Annotated in this window: 20 protein-coding genes and 1 pseudogene; 2 read left to right on the forward strand and 19 right to left on the reverse strand. The window is 39.4% G+C overall.

The features are described from left to right. Positions 1-8: 8 nt before the first annotated feature. The 11 genes from ACQKMP_RS00640 to ACQKMP_RS00690 form a co-directional block, all read right to left on the reverse strand. Positions 9-1,010: a sensor histidine kinase gene (locus ACQKMP_RS00640; RefSeq protein ID WP_427468630.1), complete on the reverse strand. Its 1,002-nt coding sequence runs from the start codon at positions 1,008-1,010 to the stop codon at positions 9-11. Between the two features lies 1 nt (position 1,011). Beyond that, complete coding sequence (locus ACQKMP_RS00645) at positions 1,012-1,695, reverse strand: response regulator transcription factor (RefSeq protein WP_427468631.1); 684 nt, start codon at positions 1,693-1,695, stop codon at positions 1,012-1,014. Between the two features lie 169 nt (positions 1,696-1,864). Continuing rightward, entirely contained in the window at positions 1,865-2,665 is an 801-nt protein-coding gene (locus tag ACQKMP_RS00650; protein ID WP_427468632.1) for a GNAT family N-acetyltransferase, read from the reverse strand. A 95-nt stretch (positions 2,666-2,760) separates the two neighbouring features. Beyond that, a complete protein-coding gene (locus tag ACQKMP_RS00655) occupies positions 2,761-3,504 on the reverse strand; it encodes a class I SAM-dependent methyltransferase (RefSeq protein ID WP_339248569.1) in 744 nt (247 codons plus the stop codon). A gap of 17 nt (positions 3,505-3,521) precedes the next feature. Further along, positions 3,522-4,733, reverse strand: coding sequence for a DUF2812 domain-containing protein (locus tag ACQKMP_RS00660; RefSeq protein ID WP_427468633.1), 1,212 nt, complete (start codon positions 4,731-4,733; stop codon positions 3,522-3,524). Next, the gene (locus tag ACQKMP_RS00665; RefSeq protein ID WP_371916540.1) at positions 4,714-5,061 is read right to left on the reverse strand and encodes a PadR family transcriptional regulator; all 348 of its coding nucleotides are present in this window, start codon (positions 5,059-5,061) and stop codon (positions 4,714-4,716) included. The genes ACQKMP_RS00660 and ACQKMP_RS00665 overlap by 20 nt, the downstream gene beginning before the upstream one ends. Positions 5,062-5,225: 164 nt before the next feature. Then, positions 5,226-5,543, reverse strand: coding sequence for an iron-sulfur cluster biosynthesis family protein (locus ACQKMP_RS00670; protein WP_427468634.1), 318 nt, complete (start codon positions 5,541-5,543; stop codon positions 5,226-5,228). A 122-nt stretch (positions 5,544-5,665) separates the two neighbouring features. Beyond that, entirely contained in the window at positions 5,666-6,124 is a 459-nt protein-coding gene (locus tag ACQKMP_RS00675) for a DMT family transporter (RefSeq protein ID WP_042187996.1), read from the reverse strand. Positions 6,125-6,162: 38 nt separating this feature from the next. Beyond that, positions 6,163-6,588, reverse strand: a complete 426-nt coding sequence (locus tag ACQKMP_RS00680) for a DMT family transporter (RefSeq protein ID WP_042187994.1) — start codon at positions 6,586-6,588, stop codon at positions 6,163-6,165. A gap of 190 nt (positions 6,589-6,778) precedes the next feature. After that, on the reverse strand, positions 6,779-7,180 hold the full coding sequence (locus tag ACQKMP_RS00685; RefSeq protein WP_340969306.1) for an NUDIX domain-containing protein: 402 nt from the start codon (positions 7,178-7,180) through the stop codon (positions 6,779-6,781). 57 nt (positions 7,181-7,237) lie between these two features. Then, a complete protein-coding gene (locus tag ACQKMP_RS00690; RefSeq protein ID WP_339271134.1) occupies positions 7,238-8,461 on the reverse strand; it encodes an MFS transporter in 1,224 nt (407 codons plus the stop codon). A 133-nt stretch (positions 8,462-8,594) separates the two neighbouring features. On the opposite strand from ACQKMP_RS00690, the gene ACQKMP_RS00695 reads away from it, so the two are divergent. After that, on the forward strand, positions 8,595-9,491 hold the full coding sequence (locus tag ACQKMP_RS00695) for a LysR family transcriptional regulator (protein WP_042187990.1): 897 nt from the start codon (positions 8,595-8,597) through the stop codon (positions 9,489-9,491). Positions 9,492-9,535: 44 nt separating this feature from the next. Here the strand turns inward: ACQKMP_RS00695 and ACQKMP_RS00700 are convergent, their stop codons facing one another. Together ACQKMP_RS00700 and ACQKMP_RS00705 are read right to left on the reverse strand one after the other, a co-directional pair. Continuing rightward, the gene (locus ACQKMP_RS00700; protein ID WP_427468635.1) at positions 9,536-11,278 is read right to left on the reverse strand and encodes an ATP-binding cassette domain-containing protein; all 1,743 of its coding nucleotides are present in this window, start codon (positions 11,276-11,278) and stop codon (positions 9,536-9,538) included. Positions 11,279-11,292: 14 nt separating this feature from the next. Then, complete coding sequence (locus ACQKMP_RS00705) at positions 11,293-12,738, reverse strand: ABC transporter ATP-binding protein (RefSeq protein WP_427468636.1); 1,446 nt, start codon at positions 12,736-12,738, stop codon at positions 11,293-11,295. Between the two features lie 432 nt (positions 12,739-13,170). Here ACQKMP_RS00705 and ACQKMP_RS00710 point away from each other — a divergent pair, with 432 nt between their 5' ends. Then, positions 13,171-13,971 carry a polysaccharide deacetylase family protein gene (locus ACQKMP_RS00710; protein WP_427468637.1) on the forward strand — a complete coding sequence of 267 codons (801 nt, stop codon included), beginning with the start codon at positions 13,171-13,173 and terminating at the stop codon, positions 13,969-13,971. 69 nt (positions 13,972-14,040) lie between these two features. Here ACQKMP_RS00710 and ACQKMP_RS00715 read toward each other — a convergent pair whose 3' ends face one another. From ACQKMP_RS00715 to ACQKMP_RS00740, 6 genes and pseudogenes are all read right to left on the reverse strand, one after another. Then, on the reverse strand, positions 14,041-15,183 hold the full coding sequence (locus ACQKMP_RS00715; protein ID WP_427468638.1) for a stalk domain-containing protein: 1,143 nt from the start codon (positions 15,181-15,183) through the stop codon (positions 14,041-14,043). Between the two features lie 147 nt (positions 15,184-15,330). Further along, positions 15,331-16,491, reverse strand: a complete 1,161-nt coding sequence (locus tag ACQKMP_RS00720; RefSeq protein ID WP_427468639.1) for an alanyl-tRNA editing protein — start codon at positions 16,489-16,491, stop codon at positions 15,331-15,333. Positions 16,492-16,725: 234 nt separating this feature from the next. Next, positions 16,726-16,818: pseudogene (locus tag ACQKMP_RS00725) on the reverse strand (SDR family NAD(P)-dependent oxidoreductase); the annotation flags it as partial. 54 nt (positions 16,819-16,872) lie between these two features. Continuing rightward, entirely contained in the window at positions 16,873-17,484 is a 612-nt protein-coding gene (locus ACQKMP_RS00730; protein ID WP_405176566.1) for a suppressor of fused domain protein, read from the reverse strand. Between the two features lie 128 nt (positions 17,485-17,612). Next, entirely contained in the window at positions 17,613-18,194 is a 582-nt protein-coding gene (locus ACQKMP_RS00735) for a hypothetical protein (RefSeq protein ID WP_042187979.1), read from the reverse strand. Positions 18,195-18,337: 143 nt separating this feature from the next. Next, the gene (locus ACQKMP_RS00740) at positions 18,338-18,817 is read right to left on the reverse strand and encodes a DUF4265 domain-containing protein (protein WP_094874831.1); all 480 of its coding nucleotides are present in this window, start codon (positions 18,815-18,817) and stop codon (positions 18,338-18,340) included. Positions 18,818-19,330 lie beyond the last annotated feature (513 nt).

The following is a 19,330-nucleotide window of genomic DNA, read 5'->3' on the forward strand; positions in this document are numbered from 1 at the left end:
TACAAGTGCTAAATGACTTGCTTATAAAATTTGATCTGAAATTGTGTACCCTTTCCCACTTCACTCTTCACATCGATCGTTCCGTTTTGTCCTGTGATAATGCTTTGTGCCAAGGCAAGTCCAATCCCTACACTATCTTCGCTTGCATTCTTACCTTTATAGAATCGTTTGAAGATATAGGGGAGCTCTGCCTTTGGGATTCCTTTGCCGTTATCTGTAATGATAATTTCCGTAAACAGTGCATTTTCTGCAAAAGAAATCGAAATTTCTCCCCCAGCAGGTGTGTGCTCTACACAGTTTTTCAGAATATTAATGATCGCCTCAGTTGTCCAATTGAGATCACCGGCAAATGTGGTACTATCTTCTCCATCAATCAAGATCCGTTGTTCTTTAATATCCATTGGAATTAACATGGGCTCCAAAGATTTTTGAACTAGCTTGTTCACCAGAACAAGATCTTTTTTAAAATGAATGGTTCCTGCATCGATCTTGGAGAACTTTAATAAAGAGGAGACTAGCCAGCCAATTCGTTCGAGCTGGATCGTAATTTTCCGGGTAAACTCCATTCTCTTCTCAGTGTGCAGCTCAGGATCACTTAATAAATCTGCCATCACAGTCATGGAAGTAAGCGGGGTTTTGAGCTGATGAGAGATATCCGAAATCGCATTGGTGAGCTTCATTTTATCTTCTTGTAATTGCGCACTCTGCTCGGATAACATCAGCGTCACTTTATAAATGTCATTCTTCAGGATACTAAGCTCACCTTCCTGATTATCACGAACATCGAGCGAATAATTCCCACTACTGATTTGGCGTAGATACCCTGAGAGTTTTTCAATTTCACCATATCTCCAGCGGGTAAACAATACACTGCAAGCTATAAGCAAAGCTGAAGTCCCAGCTGTGAGCCCTACCGCCTCTAACGATATAAATGTCGCCACCGCTGTAGCCACAAGACTGATCAAGCACATCGTAAACAATAACCATCTAAATTCTCTATTACGAAGCATCCTAATCACCTACCTTGTAACCCAACCCTCGAACTGTTTTGATCAGTGTGGGTTCTTGGGGGTTATCTTCTAACTTTTCCCTAAGTCTTTTTATGTAAACCGATAATGTATTGTCGTTCACGAATTCACCTGCCACATCCCAAATCCGTTCTAACAATTGATTTCTTGAGAGAACCTGACCAACATGGTTAGCAAAGATCAGTAATAATCGATATTCTAATGCGGTCAATAGCACTTCATTGCCGTTCTTATAAACCTTTCCTTCAAGCGTGTTAATCCGTATATTCTCTAATTCGATATTGGATTGGGTCTGAGCCTGCTTGTTATATCTCCTTAAGACGGATTTAATCCGCGATAGCAGCTCCCGAATCCGAAAAGGCTTAGTTATGTAATCATCTGCCCCCATATCGAGTCCCATCACCACGTTGACCTCATCATCAATCGCCGTTAAAAAAATTACCGGTATATCACTTTGCGCTTTCACGATCTTGCACAATTCATAACCGCTGCCATCCGGCAGTGAGAGATCAAAGATGCATAAGGTGAGCTCTGATAACTGCTCAGATAACACCGCTTTGGCTGAGCTGGCGTCATAACATAGAAGGGTTTCAAAATGATCCTGCTGTAATGAATATTCAAGCCCTGATGCTATCGTTCTATCGTCCTCGACAAGAAAAATTTTCATGGATGATCATCCTAACCTTATAATATATTCAATCGTTCCATTCGTTCCGATGATCATTCTCTCATAATTATAGAGTTATACCAAATTACAATTCATATTATAGTATTTACAACTCCACGGTAAATATAATAAAAACGTCTACTCCATGGAATAGACGTCTCTAAAAGGATTATATTGCAAAAGCACCACACTTATATTGATGTATCTGCTGAAACCCTAGCCGTAGTGACGATTTTTTCGAAGCTTCATTATCTAGTGAACAATCCCAGTAAGGAATAAAGCCATTGGCAAGCACATCTTCAACTACTAGCGTCGCTAAATGTGTCCCCACTCCTTGTTTCTGATATTTAGGAAGGGTTTCAATTCCGATTGCGTGTGTATCCTGTGTAACAAAACTAGAATAACACACCCCCATAATTTCAGATCCCTCAACTGCAGCATATCCGTAGCCTTTTTCAGCAAAGTCTTCTTTCGATGACCAGAATAAATCAATATTTTCATGTACAAATTCTATATTCTTTAGATCTGAGTTCTCCCAATCCAGCATTTTAAGATTTATAGTTCTAGTCCCATTAGTCTGCGTCGTAGGCGGCTTGTGAAGTAACTTGAACACTATCTGTTCAAACGGATATAGCTTCCTAGAAGGAAACATCAATTCCAGATTCCATTCATCATGTTGACCAGAAACTTCGAAATGTTCCATCCCGAGTTCCTTCATTCTAGGTACAATATGATCTGTTACATAACTGTCCAGTGCATGGATAAAGGCTTGATTGGTGTGATCACCGATAAGATAAAACCCTTCAATCCCCTGACTCCATACTAACGCACTCTTTGGTGCTGTAAGGTGATCGACAAAGATCCAACCAGGATTATTGCCTTCAATCACAGAGAGAGTTTCGGGATGGATATGCTCGCCTTGAAGTAGTGGCTTCACTTTATAATAATCCTCATGAGGTATTTCATGCATACAAACACTCCCCTTATTTTCCTTACAGATGCTGTATACATAAGTATAAAGTAATCGTCCTTCATCGGCTGGTAAAGTTCATTCATAACTGAAAATTACTGTCCACGTATAACTGTTTTTCTAGCCTTAATTATTAAAAATGAAGGTCTCCTTCTTTCATTTATTAATTTGGGCATCTTCTCAAGACCCTCAAGGCTGGATTCAGGTTCAACAATTCCTTCAATAGTCAGTCCATTTTGGATCAAAGTATTAAGTAATGTTGAAAGTTTTCTATGATATTTTATGACACCATCGATTCCCCAAAACTGTGATCTGAGACCTTCTTCTCCATAATTATCAATGGGCCAATGTAGGATATTTTGATCGGAATCTTTAACCCACCCACTTTGAATCTTATTTGATAAAACAACAGGATGCTCTGTTGAGAATACCAAGTAACCATTGGGTTTAATCCATTCTGAAATCCTACTAATGAGTGTTTTATAATCCTCGACATAATGAAAAGCTAACGAACTTACAACCAAATCAAATTCATTTCGATTAAATTCGATTTCTTCCATTGAGCCCTGTATATAACGGATCTCAGGTCGTTTCCTTGCCATAGCTAACATCTTCTCTGATATATCTACACCTGTTACCTGTGAAGCATTGTTATCAATCATATAGTTTGCCATTTCACCAAAACCACAACCCAGATCGAGAACATTTAAATCCTGTAGGTCTGGAAGTAACCCTCTTATTGCAGGTTGTTCAATAAAGTCATTGTATGTAATTCTTGACTCCCTTAAGTTCTTATACATTTGGAAAAACTCAGGGTTGTCATAAATGTTCTGTTGCATCATACACCTCCACGATATTATTGATGATGTTTACGAAGTCGGTTGTAATATAGCCAAGTCCGACTAACATATGATCCAAACATTAGAATTAAGATGGCGTACAAGATCATATTTATGATCTGCAATCGATCCAGGTTAGAATAAGTCGATAATCTTACATTTAAACCAATGATATACATATATAAAATAGTGAGGGGTAAGAACATAGCAGAATACGTTAAAGCTATACGTCTAGCTAGTTTCAACTGATTTAACTTATCGCTGTATATTTGCGGTTTGGCTTTACCTGCTATATATTCTTGGCCCCATAAAACCCATTTCTGACTCCATGAACTCGAATGATACAGACATATCCAGCCAGAATCCGTATGAATGTTGAAGTAATTGGTATCAGCAGTATTTTGTAAGTCCGCACAATAACACATCTTACGAGGCTTCCCTTTTTTAAAATAAAAGGCAGTTCCTGTTTTGCCAACGCTGTACAGATTATATCCCTTTTCTTCCATTCCCTCTAGCCACTCTTCAAGCCGATCCGGCGAATACATCCATCCAATCTTCCACTTCAAAACAAGTTGACCTGAACTTTTCAAACGCTTCTCTTCATTCTTACTTAGCCTGTCTTTCAGAGGGGATGTCCCCTGACCATTTTGCTTGTTTGGTTGTATGAATTCCCCTGTTAATCTTTGGTTCGTCTTGTTTAATGTGATCAGCGAATATACGGTGAAAATGCATAAGATAATGCTAAGCCCTAATGCAGTAGCGGGAATAAAACCAAAAGGTCCGTTGAAGACATTAAAATGACCAGACTTGGAAACACTCAATGCTATCGTACTTATTAAAATTACATTGAGTAATGCAACCATTAAATAAATCAATATCCCCATAAAAATATACATGATCTTCTTGTTATGCTTTACGATTCCCTCTCGATCAGGGAGAGCTCTAATCTGTTCTAAAGGCAGCCGATTCATCGTCACAACCCATTTGCCGCTCTGTAACACCTTCGTCCATCCGAAATTTAATAGACCCTTAGAGAGGGATTGGTTGGGAACTTTATCGAATACGATTCGATAGTTTGCTGCTTTCGGTTCGCCCTGCTGAAAGTAAAAATATCTAGTTAAACGGTTGATTCGGATAAGTTCGTAGCCTTTTTGGGCCATAGAAGCTAACCATTCTTCAGTTTTCTGAACATCATAACTCCAAAGGGGTCTAAATATTTTGATAATCATCTATGTCACCTCCATATTTTGTAGCATTCTCATGTAGCTCTTTAAGCCTATTAATCTCCGTAGCAAGAATTAGCATCCCTATGTCTGTTCTTTCGTAAACTGTTTTTCTCTCTTCATCAGCAAAAACAGTAATCATCCCATCTTTTTGCATCTTCGTTAACGTGCCATAAACTGTACCTGAACCTAACAAAAGACGTGCTTTCGTGATTTTCTCCACATGCTTCACTATTCCATATCCATGACGTGGTTCATCTAAGGATAAAAGAATATAGAATGCTGTTTCAGTCATGGGTACGTATTTCTTCAATACTTTCTCAGGGTTCAACATGCCCAGCTCCCTTTATTTATACGTCGCATTTAAATATGTCTTAACGTGACTATATCACGTCGTGACATAGTCTACAATATTAATGCTCGAAAAAAATAAAAAAAGTGTGTAGAATCGCTTCATCAGCCATTCTACACACTCTACATTTAACTGCTCCAACCTGCCTAACGAATATCTTTTACACGAATATTACTTCCTAACAGACTCGAATCACTACTTAATCGGAATGACGGGTAATTCTCATCTGCTTCAAGTCGCATCTGTTCATCAAATAAAGACTCCTGTTGCCGGTCAACAAAAAAAGTAAAAGGTTCTTTCTGAACTTCAATATCTGTAGCATGAGGTTCACTAATGAGCTGAATTACGATCACGCCATTACAACCACAGCCCTCTGTATCGAAGAATAATTTAAAATATCCTGGTCGTTCACCAAGGCTTTTTTCTAACTTTTCAATAGTTTGGGAGTTCAATTGTATGAACATAGGATGATCTACTCCTTATTTATAATTGAGCTATTACTTTCCCAAAGTATAATTTGCTTTTCTTCCATCATCGTGTGACTGCCATCACTTCTATTTTGACAGACATGCGACTGAGGGGAAGGCTAAACCGCCTTCTGCGTCTCCCGTTCACCACCTAGCTTAAACACGAGAATGCCTCCAACAATAACAATCACTCCGACCAACTGCTTCCAAGTAAAAGGAACCTTTTCAAGCCCTAACCAGCCTAGTGAATCCCAGAGCAGCGCAAACCCAAGCTGAGAGATTAATACGATCGAAATCGCATACGTAGGGCCCAACCGCTTAGTACCTTGCACAAGGCATATTACTACCCCAACCCCGATCAAACCACTGATCCAATACCAAGGCTCCATATTTCTCAAAGTAAATATACGGTTTCCTTCAACGATAAGACTCATGATAAATGAAGCTAGGAATCCCATCCCTAACACTAAAGTTGTCGTGGCCCAAGATCCAACCTTTTCATTAACTTTTGTATTAAATATATTTTGCAGACTCACTAGTGATCCCGCGATAAGCGCTAATATCAAACCAATAATCATAACTTAACTCCTCCATTTATCGACTTTACGCAAGGCCATTAGAATTTCAGTATCACTACGCCAGCGATCATCAACCCGATGCCGATGAACTGCGGCAGTCTCATTTTTCTCTTTTCCATTCCAAACCAGCCTTTAATATCAATTAAGAACGTCAGACATAGCTGAGCAATCAACAATGAGGATATCGTAAACGTAACACCAATTTGCTGAATGGCCGTTACTTCACTGAAAATAATGACAGCCGCAAAAGCGCCACCGATCAAATATAAGGGTTTTACTTGCTTAAAGCCTCCCCTTTTCCCATCTCTAACGAACAAAAGAATGAGAAAGGACATGATGAACCCTGTTAATTGTGTAATTGTAGCCGCCTGCCAAGTCCCGATATCTTGACTAATTCGAGCATTTGACACGCCCTGTAGCGTAATACAAGCCCCCGCTAAAAATGCAAATATAATTCCTCTCATTTCTCTCTCTCCTCAACTTCGATCTCTTCCATATTAAATAGCATTTCGGGGGGTTAAAAAAGGACATCTGTCCTTAATGAGAAGAAACGTTGCTATCGCCCAACAATGACCTTTGGCTCATAGAAATAAAAAGACCGTCCCAAGCCAACTTGCTGGCTTAAAACGGACTTCAAATGCTGTATATGGTTGATTATGAGAGCAAATTCTTCTCATGCAATTGATCAAAAATAATTCGGGTAACAACAGACACGCGATCCCGATCCTTATAGCTTAACCAAGATAATTCCTCGATTTCGGACGCTGGCATTAATGTCCCTTCATAATCCGCAATATAACAGGTCATTTTGACTGTAACACCCTCTGCTTTCCCATGAGCTTCTGCCTCAAACGTTCCAAAATAAGAAACAGTCTCTGTCTTGATCTGAACAGAAATCTCTTCCTCGATTTCGCGCACGAGCGTCTCTTCGTCTGTTTCTCCGGCTTCTCTTTTTCCTCCCGGTAAATAATACATATCTTTCCCTTTGGAACGCGCACATAAGACTTGCCCATTCTCGATATGAATCCAGGCGATTTTATCAATGATTGTAGTCATATTGTTCTCCCCATGCCTTTTTTTCAACAATTATATCATACAGCTGAACGTATACATTTATGCAACGTCAGCTTTAGATTTTTGAACGCGAAGCTTAGATTGAGGTAGGTGATGAAGCAAATAGTATACAGCAACTGAGATAAGCGTCACGAACCCTGCAACTTCGTACATCATACGGTAATCTGTATAAGAAGCAACTACACCCATAATATAAGAACCCGCTCCATACCCCAAATCAAATAACAAGAAAAAGGTTCCATTGGCGCTTCCTCTACGTTCTTTATCGGCTAATTTAAGTGCAAGCGTCTGAAAGCATGGCATAAGTGCGCCATACCCAACCCCCATAATGATGCCTGAGAACATCAACATGAATCCGGATTTAGCTTGACTTAAGCTAAGCAGACCTACAGCGAAGATCAGAATTCCGGGATAAATGAGAATATGTTCATTATATTTATCGAATACTTTACCGATTAGCGGTCGAAACAGCACAATCATAATCGCAAAGGCCACAAAAAAATAACCGGTAAGCTGTGATTGGTTAATTTCTTTTGTAAAAGAAGCGATAAAACCAGATAAAGAACTATAGGAGAACGCAAGCGTAAATCCGACAAGCGAGATGGGCAGTGCTTTGGGTTCAATGACGTCACTCCAGCGAAGACCCTTTCGCATCTTCACAGGTTCCTTAACGGCTTCTTTAACCGTATCCTTCTCTTCTTTGGGCATACGAACGCCTAATGTGAATAACAGCGAAAGCGCAGCAATCACACATACACCTAACAGTAATACATGAATGTTCTCATCTTTCCATAGAAAAAGACCCAAAGCTGGTCCAATGACCATCGCAATGCTCATAAACATACTGAAATAACCGATACCTTCTCCTTGGCGTGAGAAAGGGATTAACGTGGAAGCTATTGTACTTGTCGCTGTCGAGGCAACCGCATAACTCATACCGTGAATGAAACGAATCACCAGAAACAATACAATTCCATTAGCTCCGAAGTATCCTATACAGGCGAGTAGAAATAAGACCAGCCCAATAACCGCCATTTTCTTTTTACCGAATTTATCAACCCATTGTCCTGAAAAAGGACGGATCAATACACCTCCGAGGACATAGATGGTAATGGCTAACCCCATTTGCTGCTGATTCCCGTGCAAGCTTTCCTTCACGTATAACGGGAATGCAGTCGCCAGAATGTAAAAGGTCAGAAACATAAAAAAACTACTCAAACAAACAACAATAAAATTCCGGGTCCATATCTTCTCTCTAATCACAGCAGACTCTCTCCATCCTACCTAAATCTTTTTATATGTTACAATAGTATAGGACCGAAAATTAATTAAGTAAAATACATATTATATGATGGATATATCACATTAGAGTTATGAATAAAGAGAGGTCAATGTTATGGAATTCCTTCAGCTTCAATATTTCCGTGTAGTTGCTCGTCTTGAGCACATGACTAATGCCGCCAAAGAATTAAATGTATCTCAACCCTCACTTAGCAATTCCATCCAACGTTTAGAGAAAACCTTAGGTGTTCCCTTATTCGAACGCCAAGGCAGAAATTTAAAATTGAACGAATTCGGAAAAACATATCTTCGTCGTGTGGAGCAAGCATTTCTGGAACTGGATGAAGGTCAGCATGAGCTCACGGATATGGCCGGACTTGAACATGGAGTAATATCTATAGCAGTAACACTACCGTATGTATTGCCCACTTTACTAAAAGAGTTTCTTACCCTTCACCCGCACGTTCGGATCATTCAGCGTCAGCTTGGCTCAGCATTAGAAATGAGAAACGATCTGGAGAGTGCGGTGATTGATTTTTGCATATCTTCGACACCTGTCACCGGACCAGACATCGAATGGTTTACCTTAGCAGAAGAGGAATTATGTTTAAGTGTGCCTAAGAATCATCGTTTTGCCAATCGCGAGAGTATTTCTTTGATTGAAGCTGCTGGTGAGAATTTCATTTCTTTGTCTTCTAGATCTAATTTCCGTGAAATTACAGATGCATTTTGCCGTCAAGCTGGATTTGAACCGCTAATTGCTTTCGAGCTCGAAGAAGTAAGTGCCGTTCAAACCTTAGTTGAGATGGGGCTGGGTATCACCTTTACTCTCCCTTTAGCCTTAAGCAGGAGAAGTAAAAACACAGAAATCGTTCAATTGAAAATAACCGATCCGTTTTGTCAGCGCACTTTTGGCATCGCTTGGAGCAGAAAACACTTTTTATCACAAGCGGCTATACAATTCCAGAAATTTGTTGTGGATTTTTTTAGTAAACCTCATGAGTATAGTTAAGGAGAATATGCCATCTTATATCAACCGCAATCACATCTAATAAGCTACTTATACCAAGAGGATTGTAAAGCGTACATGTTTGCATAAATCCCATTGTGATGTACTAAGTCTTGATGATCCCCTACTTCAGCAATTTCTCCATGATACATAACATAGATCGTATCAACATTCTTCGCCCAACCCAAGCGATGTGAAATAAAAATAGCTGCTTTATCTTGGCAGATTTCTAATAATTTCGTATAGATCTCCATCTCGGCATTCGGGTCAATTGCAGAAGTAGGTTCATCGAATACTATAAGTTCCGCATCATTGTATAACGCGCGCGCAATCGCCAGCTTTTGCCATTGTCCCCCTGATAGCTGCCTGCTTCCTTCTACTATTTGCCCCAAATTCACATCTAATCCGCCTAATTCATGGAGCAAATCTATCAGCTCACATTGTTCTAGAACCCTTAGTATTTTAGCATCATCTGAAGGTGTATTCGCATCGCCCAATAGGATATTTTCTCTTAGTGTCAGTTCAAACTTCACAGCATTCTGAAATACAACGGACACCTTACCGTGAGGTTCTAAATGATCCTTCCAGCAAATCGTTCCGGAGCTTGGTCTATATTGACCTAATAACATTTTAATCAACGTAGATTTCCCTGCTCCATTTTCCCCGACGATCGCTATTTTCTCACCCGGCTTTATGGTCATATTGATGTTAGATAAGAAATTCTTGTTCGATTTGGCGTATTTAAAATAGACATTTGAAACGGTAATTGGGAGCATAGAATCAGTCGAATTATTTATGTTATTTTTGCGAAAATCACTGTTCTTATATGTAAGTACTTCATTTAAGTCATATAATTTGCTACTGCTGATGTAAAGCTTGCTTAATGGCCAGGTCAAACTCATAATTTTACCACGACTCGATAACAGCGCCAGAAATAACACCGAAATTGTTCCAATTGTAACTGTATTAGACTCCCCCATTTTGTTTAACAGGTACACTAGAACTACAAAGATAGCACTCGTCTGGACCATAGCCACGACCATCCCTGTTTTGATCTCGAATTTTCTGGCGCTAAATCTTTTATTATGCTGCTTCTTCATAAGCATTGCCCAGAGATTTGTAAAATAAGAGATGGAATCATAAATTCGCATTTCTCGAATCGCATTAGGGTCTTCCAAAGTGTTAGCAAGATAGTCTCCCATTCTTCCATCGAAGGTGAGTTCTCTTCCTGTTCTTCTCACTTTAATTTCCGTAAATAATCGAATGGATAAGGTAGTCACGATCATAAGTGCTACCACGAATGTGACCAAGAAATAACCACTTGTCGCCGACAACCAGATGATGCTTATTAGTCCTGAGATAATTCCTACACTCGATACCAAAAAACCTGTAATCCCCTCTAAATCTTCTCCAACTACCTTTTTAGCTCTTTGCAGTTTATTTACAAACTCTTCATCATCAAAATCCTCAAAATCAACCCGGTTTGCAATATCTATCAATTCGGATTGAAAAGCGAGGGTTAGTTCCGCATTCATTCGATTCTTCATTATGTTGGTTATGCTTAATGAACAAGCTTGTACGCCATGAATCACAACAAACCATAGAATAGGGAGCAGCGTCATAACACCGCGAGCCACACCGTTAATGATATTCACTTGGACAGCGTAAGAATAAAAAGTTAATAAACCACTGATTATAGGGACTATGTTAGTAATTGTTGAGATCATCGGACTTTTTCTAAACATTCTCACGAGTATCATTACAAGATTAGTGATGTCAGACTTCAGCATGGATTTCTCCTTTCTTATACATATAAAGAGGACTGGCGATTAAACATCTTTTTGTATTTACCATCCACCCTCATTAATTCTTCATGCGTTCCACTTTCCACGATTTCTCCATGCTCAAACAGAAAAATTCTATCGACGAATTTGGACATATACAGCCGGTGAGTCACAATAATGGAGGTCCGCTGCTCTCCTAATTTCATAAAGGTATCGAACGCCTGTTGTTCCGCATAAGGATCCAGGGCAGCAGTCGGCTCATCAAAAATCATAAGAGCGCCGTCATTGAGATAGGCTCGAGCAATCGCCAGTCTTTGCCATTGTCCCCCAGACAAATCTATCCCTCCAAACTGTGGACCTACTAAAGTATCCAATTGAACACCATAATTATCGGCTTCTGCTTTTTTCATCGCGGCTAATAATCTTGAATCGTCATGAATAGTAGCCATATTACCTAATGCAATGTTTTCTCTAATTGGTCTTTGTAACTTAATGAAATCCTGAAAAACAACTCTGGTATCCTGTGTCACGTTATGCGCTAAGACTTCATTCTCACCTTTAAACCACTGGATGTTTCCAGCTGTTGCAGGATACAGCCCTAAGATCAACTTAACAAGCGTAGATTTACCCGAACCATTCTCACCTACAAAAGCAATTCGTTCACCTGGATGAATAGTCATGTTTATATTACTCAGGGTGTTCTTAGCGTTGGTCGGATATCTAAAAAACAGCTGATGAACTTGGACCTTCATCGGATCGGTGTTCCTATTGGAATTCACCTCCTGATCTCTAAGCACCTGCTCTTCCAAATCTAAATAAGACGTATAATCCTCGTACCGTAAACGACTCTTCGCTAAGTCCGCGTAAACTCTTGTTAATGCAGGAATAACGATGAATAATTGACTGGATATCTGAAGTAATAACACAAAAAGCCCAGCACTCTGTCCGCTACTTCCGATCGTAATCGCTAGAATGGCAATCGTAGTCCCATTTAATAAGATCATGATTAAGCTTTGGGAGAAGTTGAGGGTTTCAGAATAAATAACCTTACGGTGCATTTGTTTGAAGTTATTCGTAAAGCTCTCTTTCATTGAGGAAAACAAATAGGAGGACATTCTGTACATTCTTACTTCCGGAATGGAATTTCTGTTAATCAACAAATCGACTAAATAGTTGATCATTCGCACAGAGGAGGTTTGATTCGCTGAAATGGACTCTACTTTCTGTGACATTCGCTTCATAAGATAAAGCTGTAGAATCTGCACCCCTAAAATAATCAAAGCCAGAATATAGAAGCCATAAACAGATAAGACAACCATTAACACAACTAATGTTATTAGGTGAACTGTCACACCTGTCCATTGGTCTAACAGATCAATCAAGGAAAGTCGTTTTGCTTTTTCTCTTTTAGTTTTTGTAGCGGGGTCCTCCAAAAGTGCCGTAGATAATTTAGAAGTCTTTTCCAAAATGCTATGTTCCAGTTCATATATACTGGTGGATGTTAAATTGGTGATAGCAATGGCTCGAAGAGAACTATTAAGGCCCGCGAGATATAACATTACCATAAGCAAACTTACTAATAACAAGATATGTTGGTAGGTGTTAGGATTGAAGTTCTGAATGAGGTCAACCACATATTTCGTTGTGAATAATTCTGCAAAAAGGATTGGGGCACTCAGTAAGTTAGTGATAAAATATAAAAGTGAGTTTCTTCTGTCTTTCACATATAATAGTTTTACAACATAGAGAAAGTCAGGCAGGCAGCATCTCTCCTTATAAGTGTATTCCATTCTGTAAACACTTTCATTGTTTAGACGTGGAAACCGATTATAACGTTTAATGTTTATAATTGGAAGAGGTAATTTTCGAAATGACCAAACGAACAGGAGTGTACATTCATGAAACTTCAATTTAACTTATTTCCGGGCGGATTGCCCAAGGCGCTCACCATGAGCTATGATGACGGACAGAAACACGATATTCGCTTGGCGGAGATTTTTGATCAATATGGGATTAAAGGTACTTTCCATTTAAATAGCGCAATGATAAACGCACCCGGATTCTTATCATCTGCTGATGTTAAACATTCGCTCAGAAACCATGAGGTATCTGCCCATTCCGTTACCCATCCACATCTAGAGCGTCTACCTTTACCTATGGTAATCGATGAGCTGTTCGAAGACCGTAAGCGACTAGAGAAACTAGTGGATTATCCGGTACGAGGCATGTCCTATCCATACGGTACATACTCTCAGGAAATCATTGCTCCTCTACAGTCTGTTGGGATTGAATACAGCCGAACTGTCCATTCTACCAAACAGTTTGATATGCCTTTGAATTTCATGGAGTGGCATCCAACTTGTCATCATATAGAAGATCTGCATCACGTATGGGAGCGATTTACAACGGAAGGGCCATCCCAAAAGCTGAGACTCTGTTATGTTTGGGGTCATAGTTATGAATTTGCACAGCAGAACAATTGGGAGCTTATCGAATCCTTTTGCCAACAAGCAGGTGGACATTCGGATATTTGGTACGCTACCAATATAGAGATTTATGATTATGTTGATGCGCTATATTCACTGAAGATGAGTGCTGACAAAACGGTCATCCGTAACAACTCAGCTATTGATGTTTGGGTATCCGTAAATGATCAACCTGTTCAGATTAAAGGTGGAAGTACGATGATGATGAAATGATCCAAAATGCAAAAAAGAGCGATTTTAAACATCGCTCTCATTTTGCTTATTACATAAAAGTGATTGAAATTATTTGGATTGAAGTGTAAATGTCACTGTTTTTGCTTTTTCCTCAAGGATTGGAGTATAGGTGAATGTCATTACATTCCCTTTGCGACTCTTCAACACTAACATTCTGGTCAATACATATGGATCTCTGCCATCATTTACTCTATCCCATTCCTTACGATCCTCACTAGTAATTAGTTTTTCATAGAGATTAATGATTTCACCGGTGTTGCTATAAACTAAATATAAGTGTGTCGTATCTAATAAACGAACGAGCACAACGTCTTCCGCAGCATACTCCACTATGAAATCTCCGGTTGCTCCTGTTAACTTTTCCATCTCAAATAACTTGCCCAAACCGCCATCCTTAGTAATATATTGAACGTTCTTCCCATCGGTCATATACACCTGAGTGGAAGGCACTTGTGGTGCATGGATATAAGCCGAGTTATTGTAATGATAGTCCATTTGCTTGAGGATAGTGCCCGCTTTGACCAATACTTGATAACTGCTATTAAAATCGGTGAACATGGCATAATGATTGTCCGTTAACTGGAGTAAGTCCGTACCATTGCCCATTTTTTCAATCTCAAAAGCGTAGCTGTACGCAGATTCCTTAAAAGGTAGTCGACCAATAATTACTGGTTTCCCAGTTTCCGTTGCACGGTAATACAAATCGCCGTTTTTTTGAGATATCCAATAGGATCTTCCATCTACAGAAGCAGAAACCAATCTAGCTTTATCTATAATTTGGATAACCCCATCCGTTTTATTAAGCCCCGCTTTACCTCCAAGTACACTGACCGCTGAGATCAATGGCACGTACACCGAGCCTTTTATAATACGTGGGGATTTTGTTAAAGTCACCACGGCCTCGTTCACTTTTGACTTTACAGTACCTGCCGTGAAGATAACCTCACGCTCAGGACGAACCAGTTTGGCCGTTTTGGACGGTTGATCCCAAGATAATGTATACCCCATAGCATTTGCGAGTGATTTCAGGGGTACAAAAGTTGTATTCTCTGTGATGACCTGCTTACTGCTGATCCCGATTTCTTTATAGTTGAATTGAATTTGGCTTTCTGCTTGGGCAGATACCGATCCATCCCCCGTACTTAAAGTCAAAGCAGCTAAGATTCCTAGCGTTACCTTCCATTTATTCATTTCTAATCGTCTCCCTCGACTCTATAGTCATATGTAATTAGACGGTAAGTTTTGGAAAAAGTTTCTTGTTTCGCTTTAAGCATTACAAAAAGACCTGATCCACGGTAGATTACCGCAGTCAGGTCTTCTGTCTTTTACAAAGTAATCTTAACTTCTAGCAAACTCATAAAACGCCAAAGCGTCCTCCCATGTTGGGAATCCAGCTTGCGCTAATTTATCACTGCCTCCGCCTTTTCCATTGTAGGTACTAAGATGCTCTTTGAAAAAAGCTCCACAGGAGACCTCCGCGCTGCCATTCTGTGCAAATACAACCTTATTCTCAGCAGAACTAGCCAATAAAACCGGAACATCGCATTTCGCGGTAAGCTTGTTAGCTAAACTTTGTAAATCTTTCAGCGATTTATCCTCGAACACTTTTGAGATCGGCTTTCCTTCTTGCTGTGCTAAAAGCTCCTGTACGACATAATCATCATTCTTCTCTTTAAGTAGGGTAATTTCAGCTTGCAGCTGCTTTTGTTCATTCTCCCATTTTTCAATGCGATCGATAATTTCATCTTTTCCCGTATTGAACTTGGAAGATAGAGCTCCAACAATTTGCAGACTGCTATTAAACTCCTCCAAAGCACGGTATCCACATTTAAAATAGATCCGCGTATTGCCTTTTTGTTTCTCCGCTTTCAGAAGCTTAATTATACCAATCTCACCTGTTGAAGATACATGCGTACCACCGCAAGCATTATATTCTATATCTTTAATTTCTACAATCCGGATGTTCTCCGTCACTTTAGGTTGTTTGACCAATTTAAGCTGTGAAGCCTCTTCCCCTGTTACAAAATAGCTCAGGATACTATGGTTCTGGTAAATCTGCCGATTAACCTCCCACTCTATGGAATGAAGTTGTTTAGGCGACAGTTCTGACGCTTCTATATCAATGGTGCAATAATCCTCACCCAAGTGAAAGCTTAGAGTCATAAACTGGTACAAATTGAGACAGATGGCTGAGAGCAAGTGTTGTCCACTATGCTGCTGCATATGATCAAATCTTCTCTTCCAATCGATTTGACAAGTGACGGATAAATCATCAGGCAGACGTTCCAGCTTATGCAAGACAAGATCTTCCTCACTAATTACATCAAGTACCGGAATATCCCCAATAGTCCCTAAATCACAAGGTTGTCCACCGCCATGCGGATAAAAAGCGGTCTCCTCCAAAACAACATAGCGTCCATCTTCTCGTTCTATGGTTTCAGTAATACAGGTCTCCCAATCAGTAAGGTATGTAGAATTGTAGTATAGTTTGTTGGTCATGTATGTATCCCTCTCTTTTATACGTTTATGGCACATTAAGCTTATAGTATCATAACGGATTTCAAAGACAAACTGCACAATGAAAAACGCCTTGCGGCGCTTTTGGAAGGAATTCACTTTGTTGTTCTACTTTCAGTTGTCTTCTACCTTGTTCATCAGTAATCCTCTACTCTCATCCAAGAATTCCGCTGTCATACTCTAGAACCTTTACCCCTGTTCAAGGAAAATAACGCCCTAGCCGAGCAAGCGCTTCACAGTGTCATTTGGACTTTCTGGCACCACCGTAGACATGGTTTGAATTTCCACAACGTGGTTCGCGAGCCAAGGACCCACCTGTGGGGGTATGGTTGGTTTAGTGCGAATGATATTGAACTGCTCTTATTAATCAGGACGAGTGGGATCAATTATGGAATAGTGATGATTATCTATGTAAGCATCAAAAGCATCTATGCCTTCTTGTAAAATTATACGCGATTCTTTGGGGGTAATTGGTACTACCCACAAGACATTAATTATTTCTTCACCTATTTTTATTTGTTCTAAATCCTCACTTTCTCCTCTTAGTTCATCAATCAAAAGGGCTTTTGTAGTCCAATTTTCTGGTGCGAGTGCGCTCTCAGTCATTACTCGTGGTACTTCCGAAGATTGGATATGTTCAATATTATGGGCAATTATGTCACAGAAATATGAGAATATGCGATCAATGTTTTCTTGTCCCAAATCGGGTTTTAAAGCTATCATCCATTCATTCTCAATAGGTTTTCCAGTTTTCCGAATGGAATTAGATAGGCCGACTGTTGCGAATCTTGCAGGATTATTAACGTCAATTGATGGAAAATAATATAACTCAATATATACGCCAATCTCCGGTTTTGTCATTATGACTCTATATTCTGGCATAGACCATTCTTTAATATATAAATTGAGAATAATTGTTCTCCTAATGTCGAATTCCAGAATGATCCCTCGGCATGACTCTTTATTGATTTGCACATCCATCACCTTTTTTCAATATTGGTTTTTTGGTTTAGAATTTGGGCTGGTATCATTGTCCTCCTTCATCGTTTCGCGGCCTACCATTTCAGTAATTGAAAGGGCAAATCTCTCCAATTAAGAAGTTATTAATCTCTTTTCGATGAATGGTGCTTCATGACTGCTTCTTGAGCTTTAAGGACAATATCATCTACTTCGGAAAGCTGACGCTCAATAGAGGCTAGAGCCTTTAGTAAAAATAAGCCAAGACTTTCATCCCCTAAGGATAATTCCAATTCGGCGAAACATTCGATGTCTTGGAGTTTTTCTATATTTTTTTTGCTATTGATTTTTTTAGGGTATTCGATGTATTTATAGAGGGTTAAGACTGCTTCTTCCCCCTTGGTTTTAAAGTTGTGAACAGTTCCTTTGAATAGGGTGTCTTTGAATCCTTCCTTAAGCCTACCTTGTTCATTCAAGGCATCCAGATGAAAGGTTGCTAAATATTTTTCGTTTCTTACGGCATGATCATTAATGCTGTAGGATACATTCTCTTCGTCAAGAATCTTTATTATTTCATCAATTGACTTGAACTTCAGTCTTGCAAATCTCGCCGGAGAAAATTGCTTGCGCAAAGAATCTTCATTATTTGAAAGGTATGCCTTAAAAGAAATTTCAGCATTTCCTTCCAGGAGTTCTTTGAAATAAACAAGATGCCTTTCATCTACCATATCTGCCTCCTGCAACTCTTGAGCTTTTGGGTATATTATAATTACGCGTTATTTTTTTGACTCAGGATCAGGATTGGAGATCATATTGAAAAATGTGGCCCAGAGATAGTGTATGATGCCAGAGAACTGATATTTTGAAGCGATTAATCCAGATCTCTAGCCCAGCTGACTAACTCTTCATCGTCAAAGTTATATGGATATTCGTAAATATTAGAGTAATAGTACTCCGATTCTAATAAATCTCTAATTACATTGAAAACCTTATTGGTGGCATGAAATCCATTCCTGATGGGCGCGGTGAAGGCAAGCGAGCCATTATGAAATCCATCTAAAGAACCGGAAAGCTCTCGTTTGACTATAGATTCAGCTGTCTCTATCTTTTCTTTAACAAGCTCCTCTTTGTAAATTTGAATGCAGAAATTTCCACCATGTTTTATTAATTCAAACTCTCCATTGGGATGGAGTTTTATTGTATCTCCTTTCGCAAGCCCTAGAGCCAGCCCAGGAGATGCACATAATTTGAATATTTTATCGCTTATGCATTCTGCAGGAAGCTCTTCAAAGACTGCTTCCTCTGAATTTATGCCGGCAAAAACATTAATTAAAGTTAATTTATGTTCCATACGAATACTCCTCAATACTGTTTCTTTTAATGTATGAGATTTGAGATTACATCCTACATGTATCCGCTATCGCTTGTAATTCAACGGGTCGATAATAAAGGAGGGTCCTCTTTTTTTTGAAAAGGGTTACTTCAAGATGCTTTCAAGGCGGCAATGTCATGTACCTTGTTAATAATTGGGGCGTTGCTGGCCCTGCTTTCTCAAATCTAGGAAAGATATTCAAGAAATCATAGCAGGTACTAAAACGCCTCGTCAAGTGCTAGAAGCGGTAGACAAGTCTTCGACGCCGGATGTACTCGGATAACGAGATTCCGGTAATGAACGGAAACCCAACAAATCCGATGTATAGTAACATTAAGCTTTACTGCCAGTATGTAGACTGAGAATCACCAAGGATTGTTCAAAGAATTCAACAAAAGAAAAGTTCAAGTGGTATCTCTGCTTGAACTTTAAATGGTTATATTGAGGTGAATCTGGCGTTAAATCAATTCTTTCTCACTATTTCGTAACTCT

It is taken from the genome of Paenibacillus sp. NPDC101420 (assembly GCF_050277435.1).
Taxonomy (GTDB): Bacteria; Bacillota; Bacilli; order Paenibacillales; family Paenibacillaceae; genus Paenibacillus_AQ.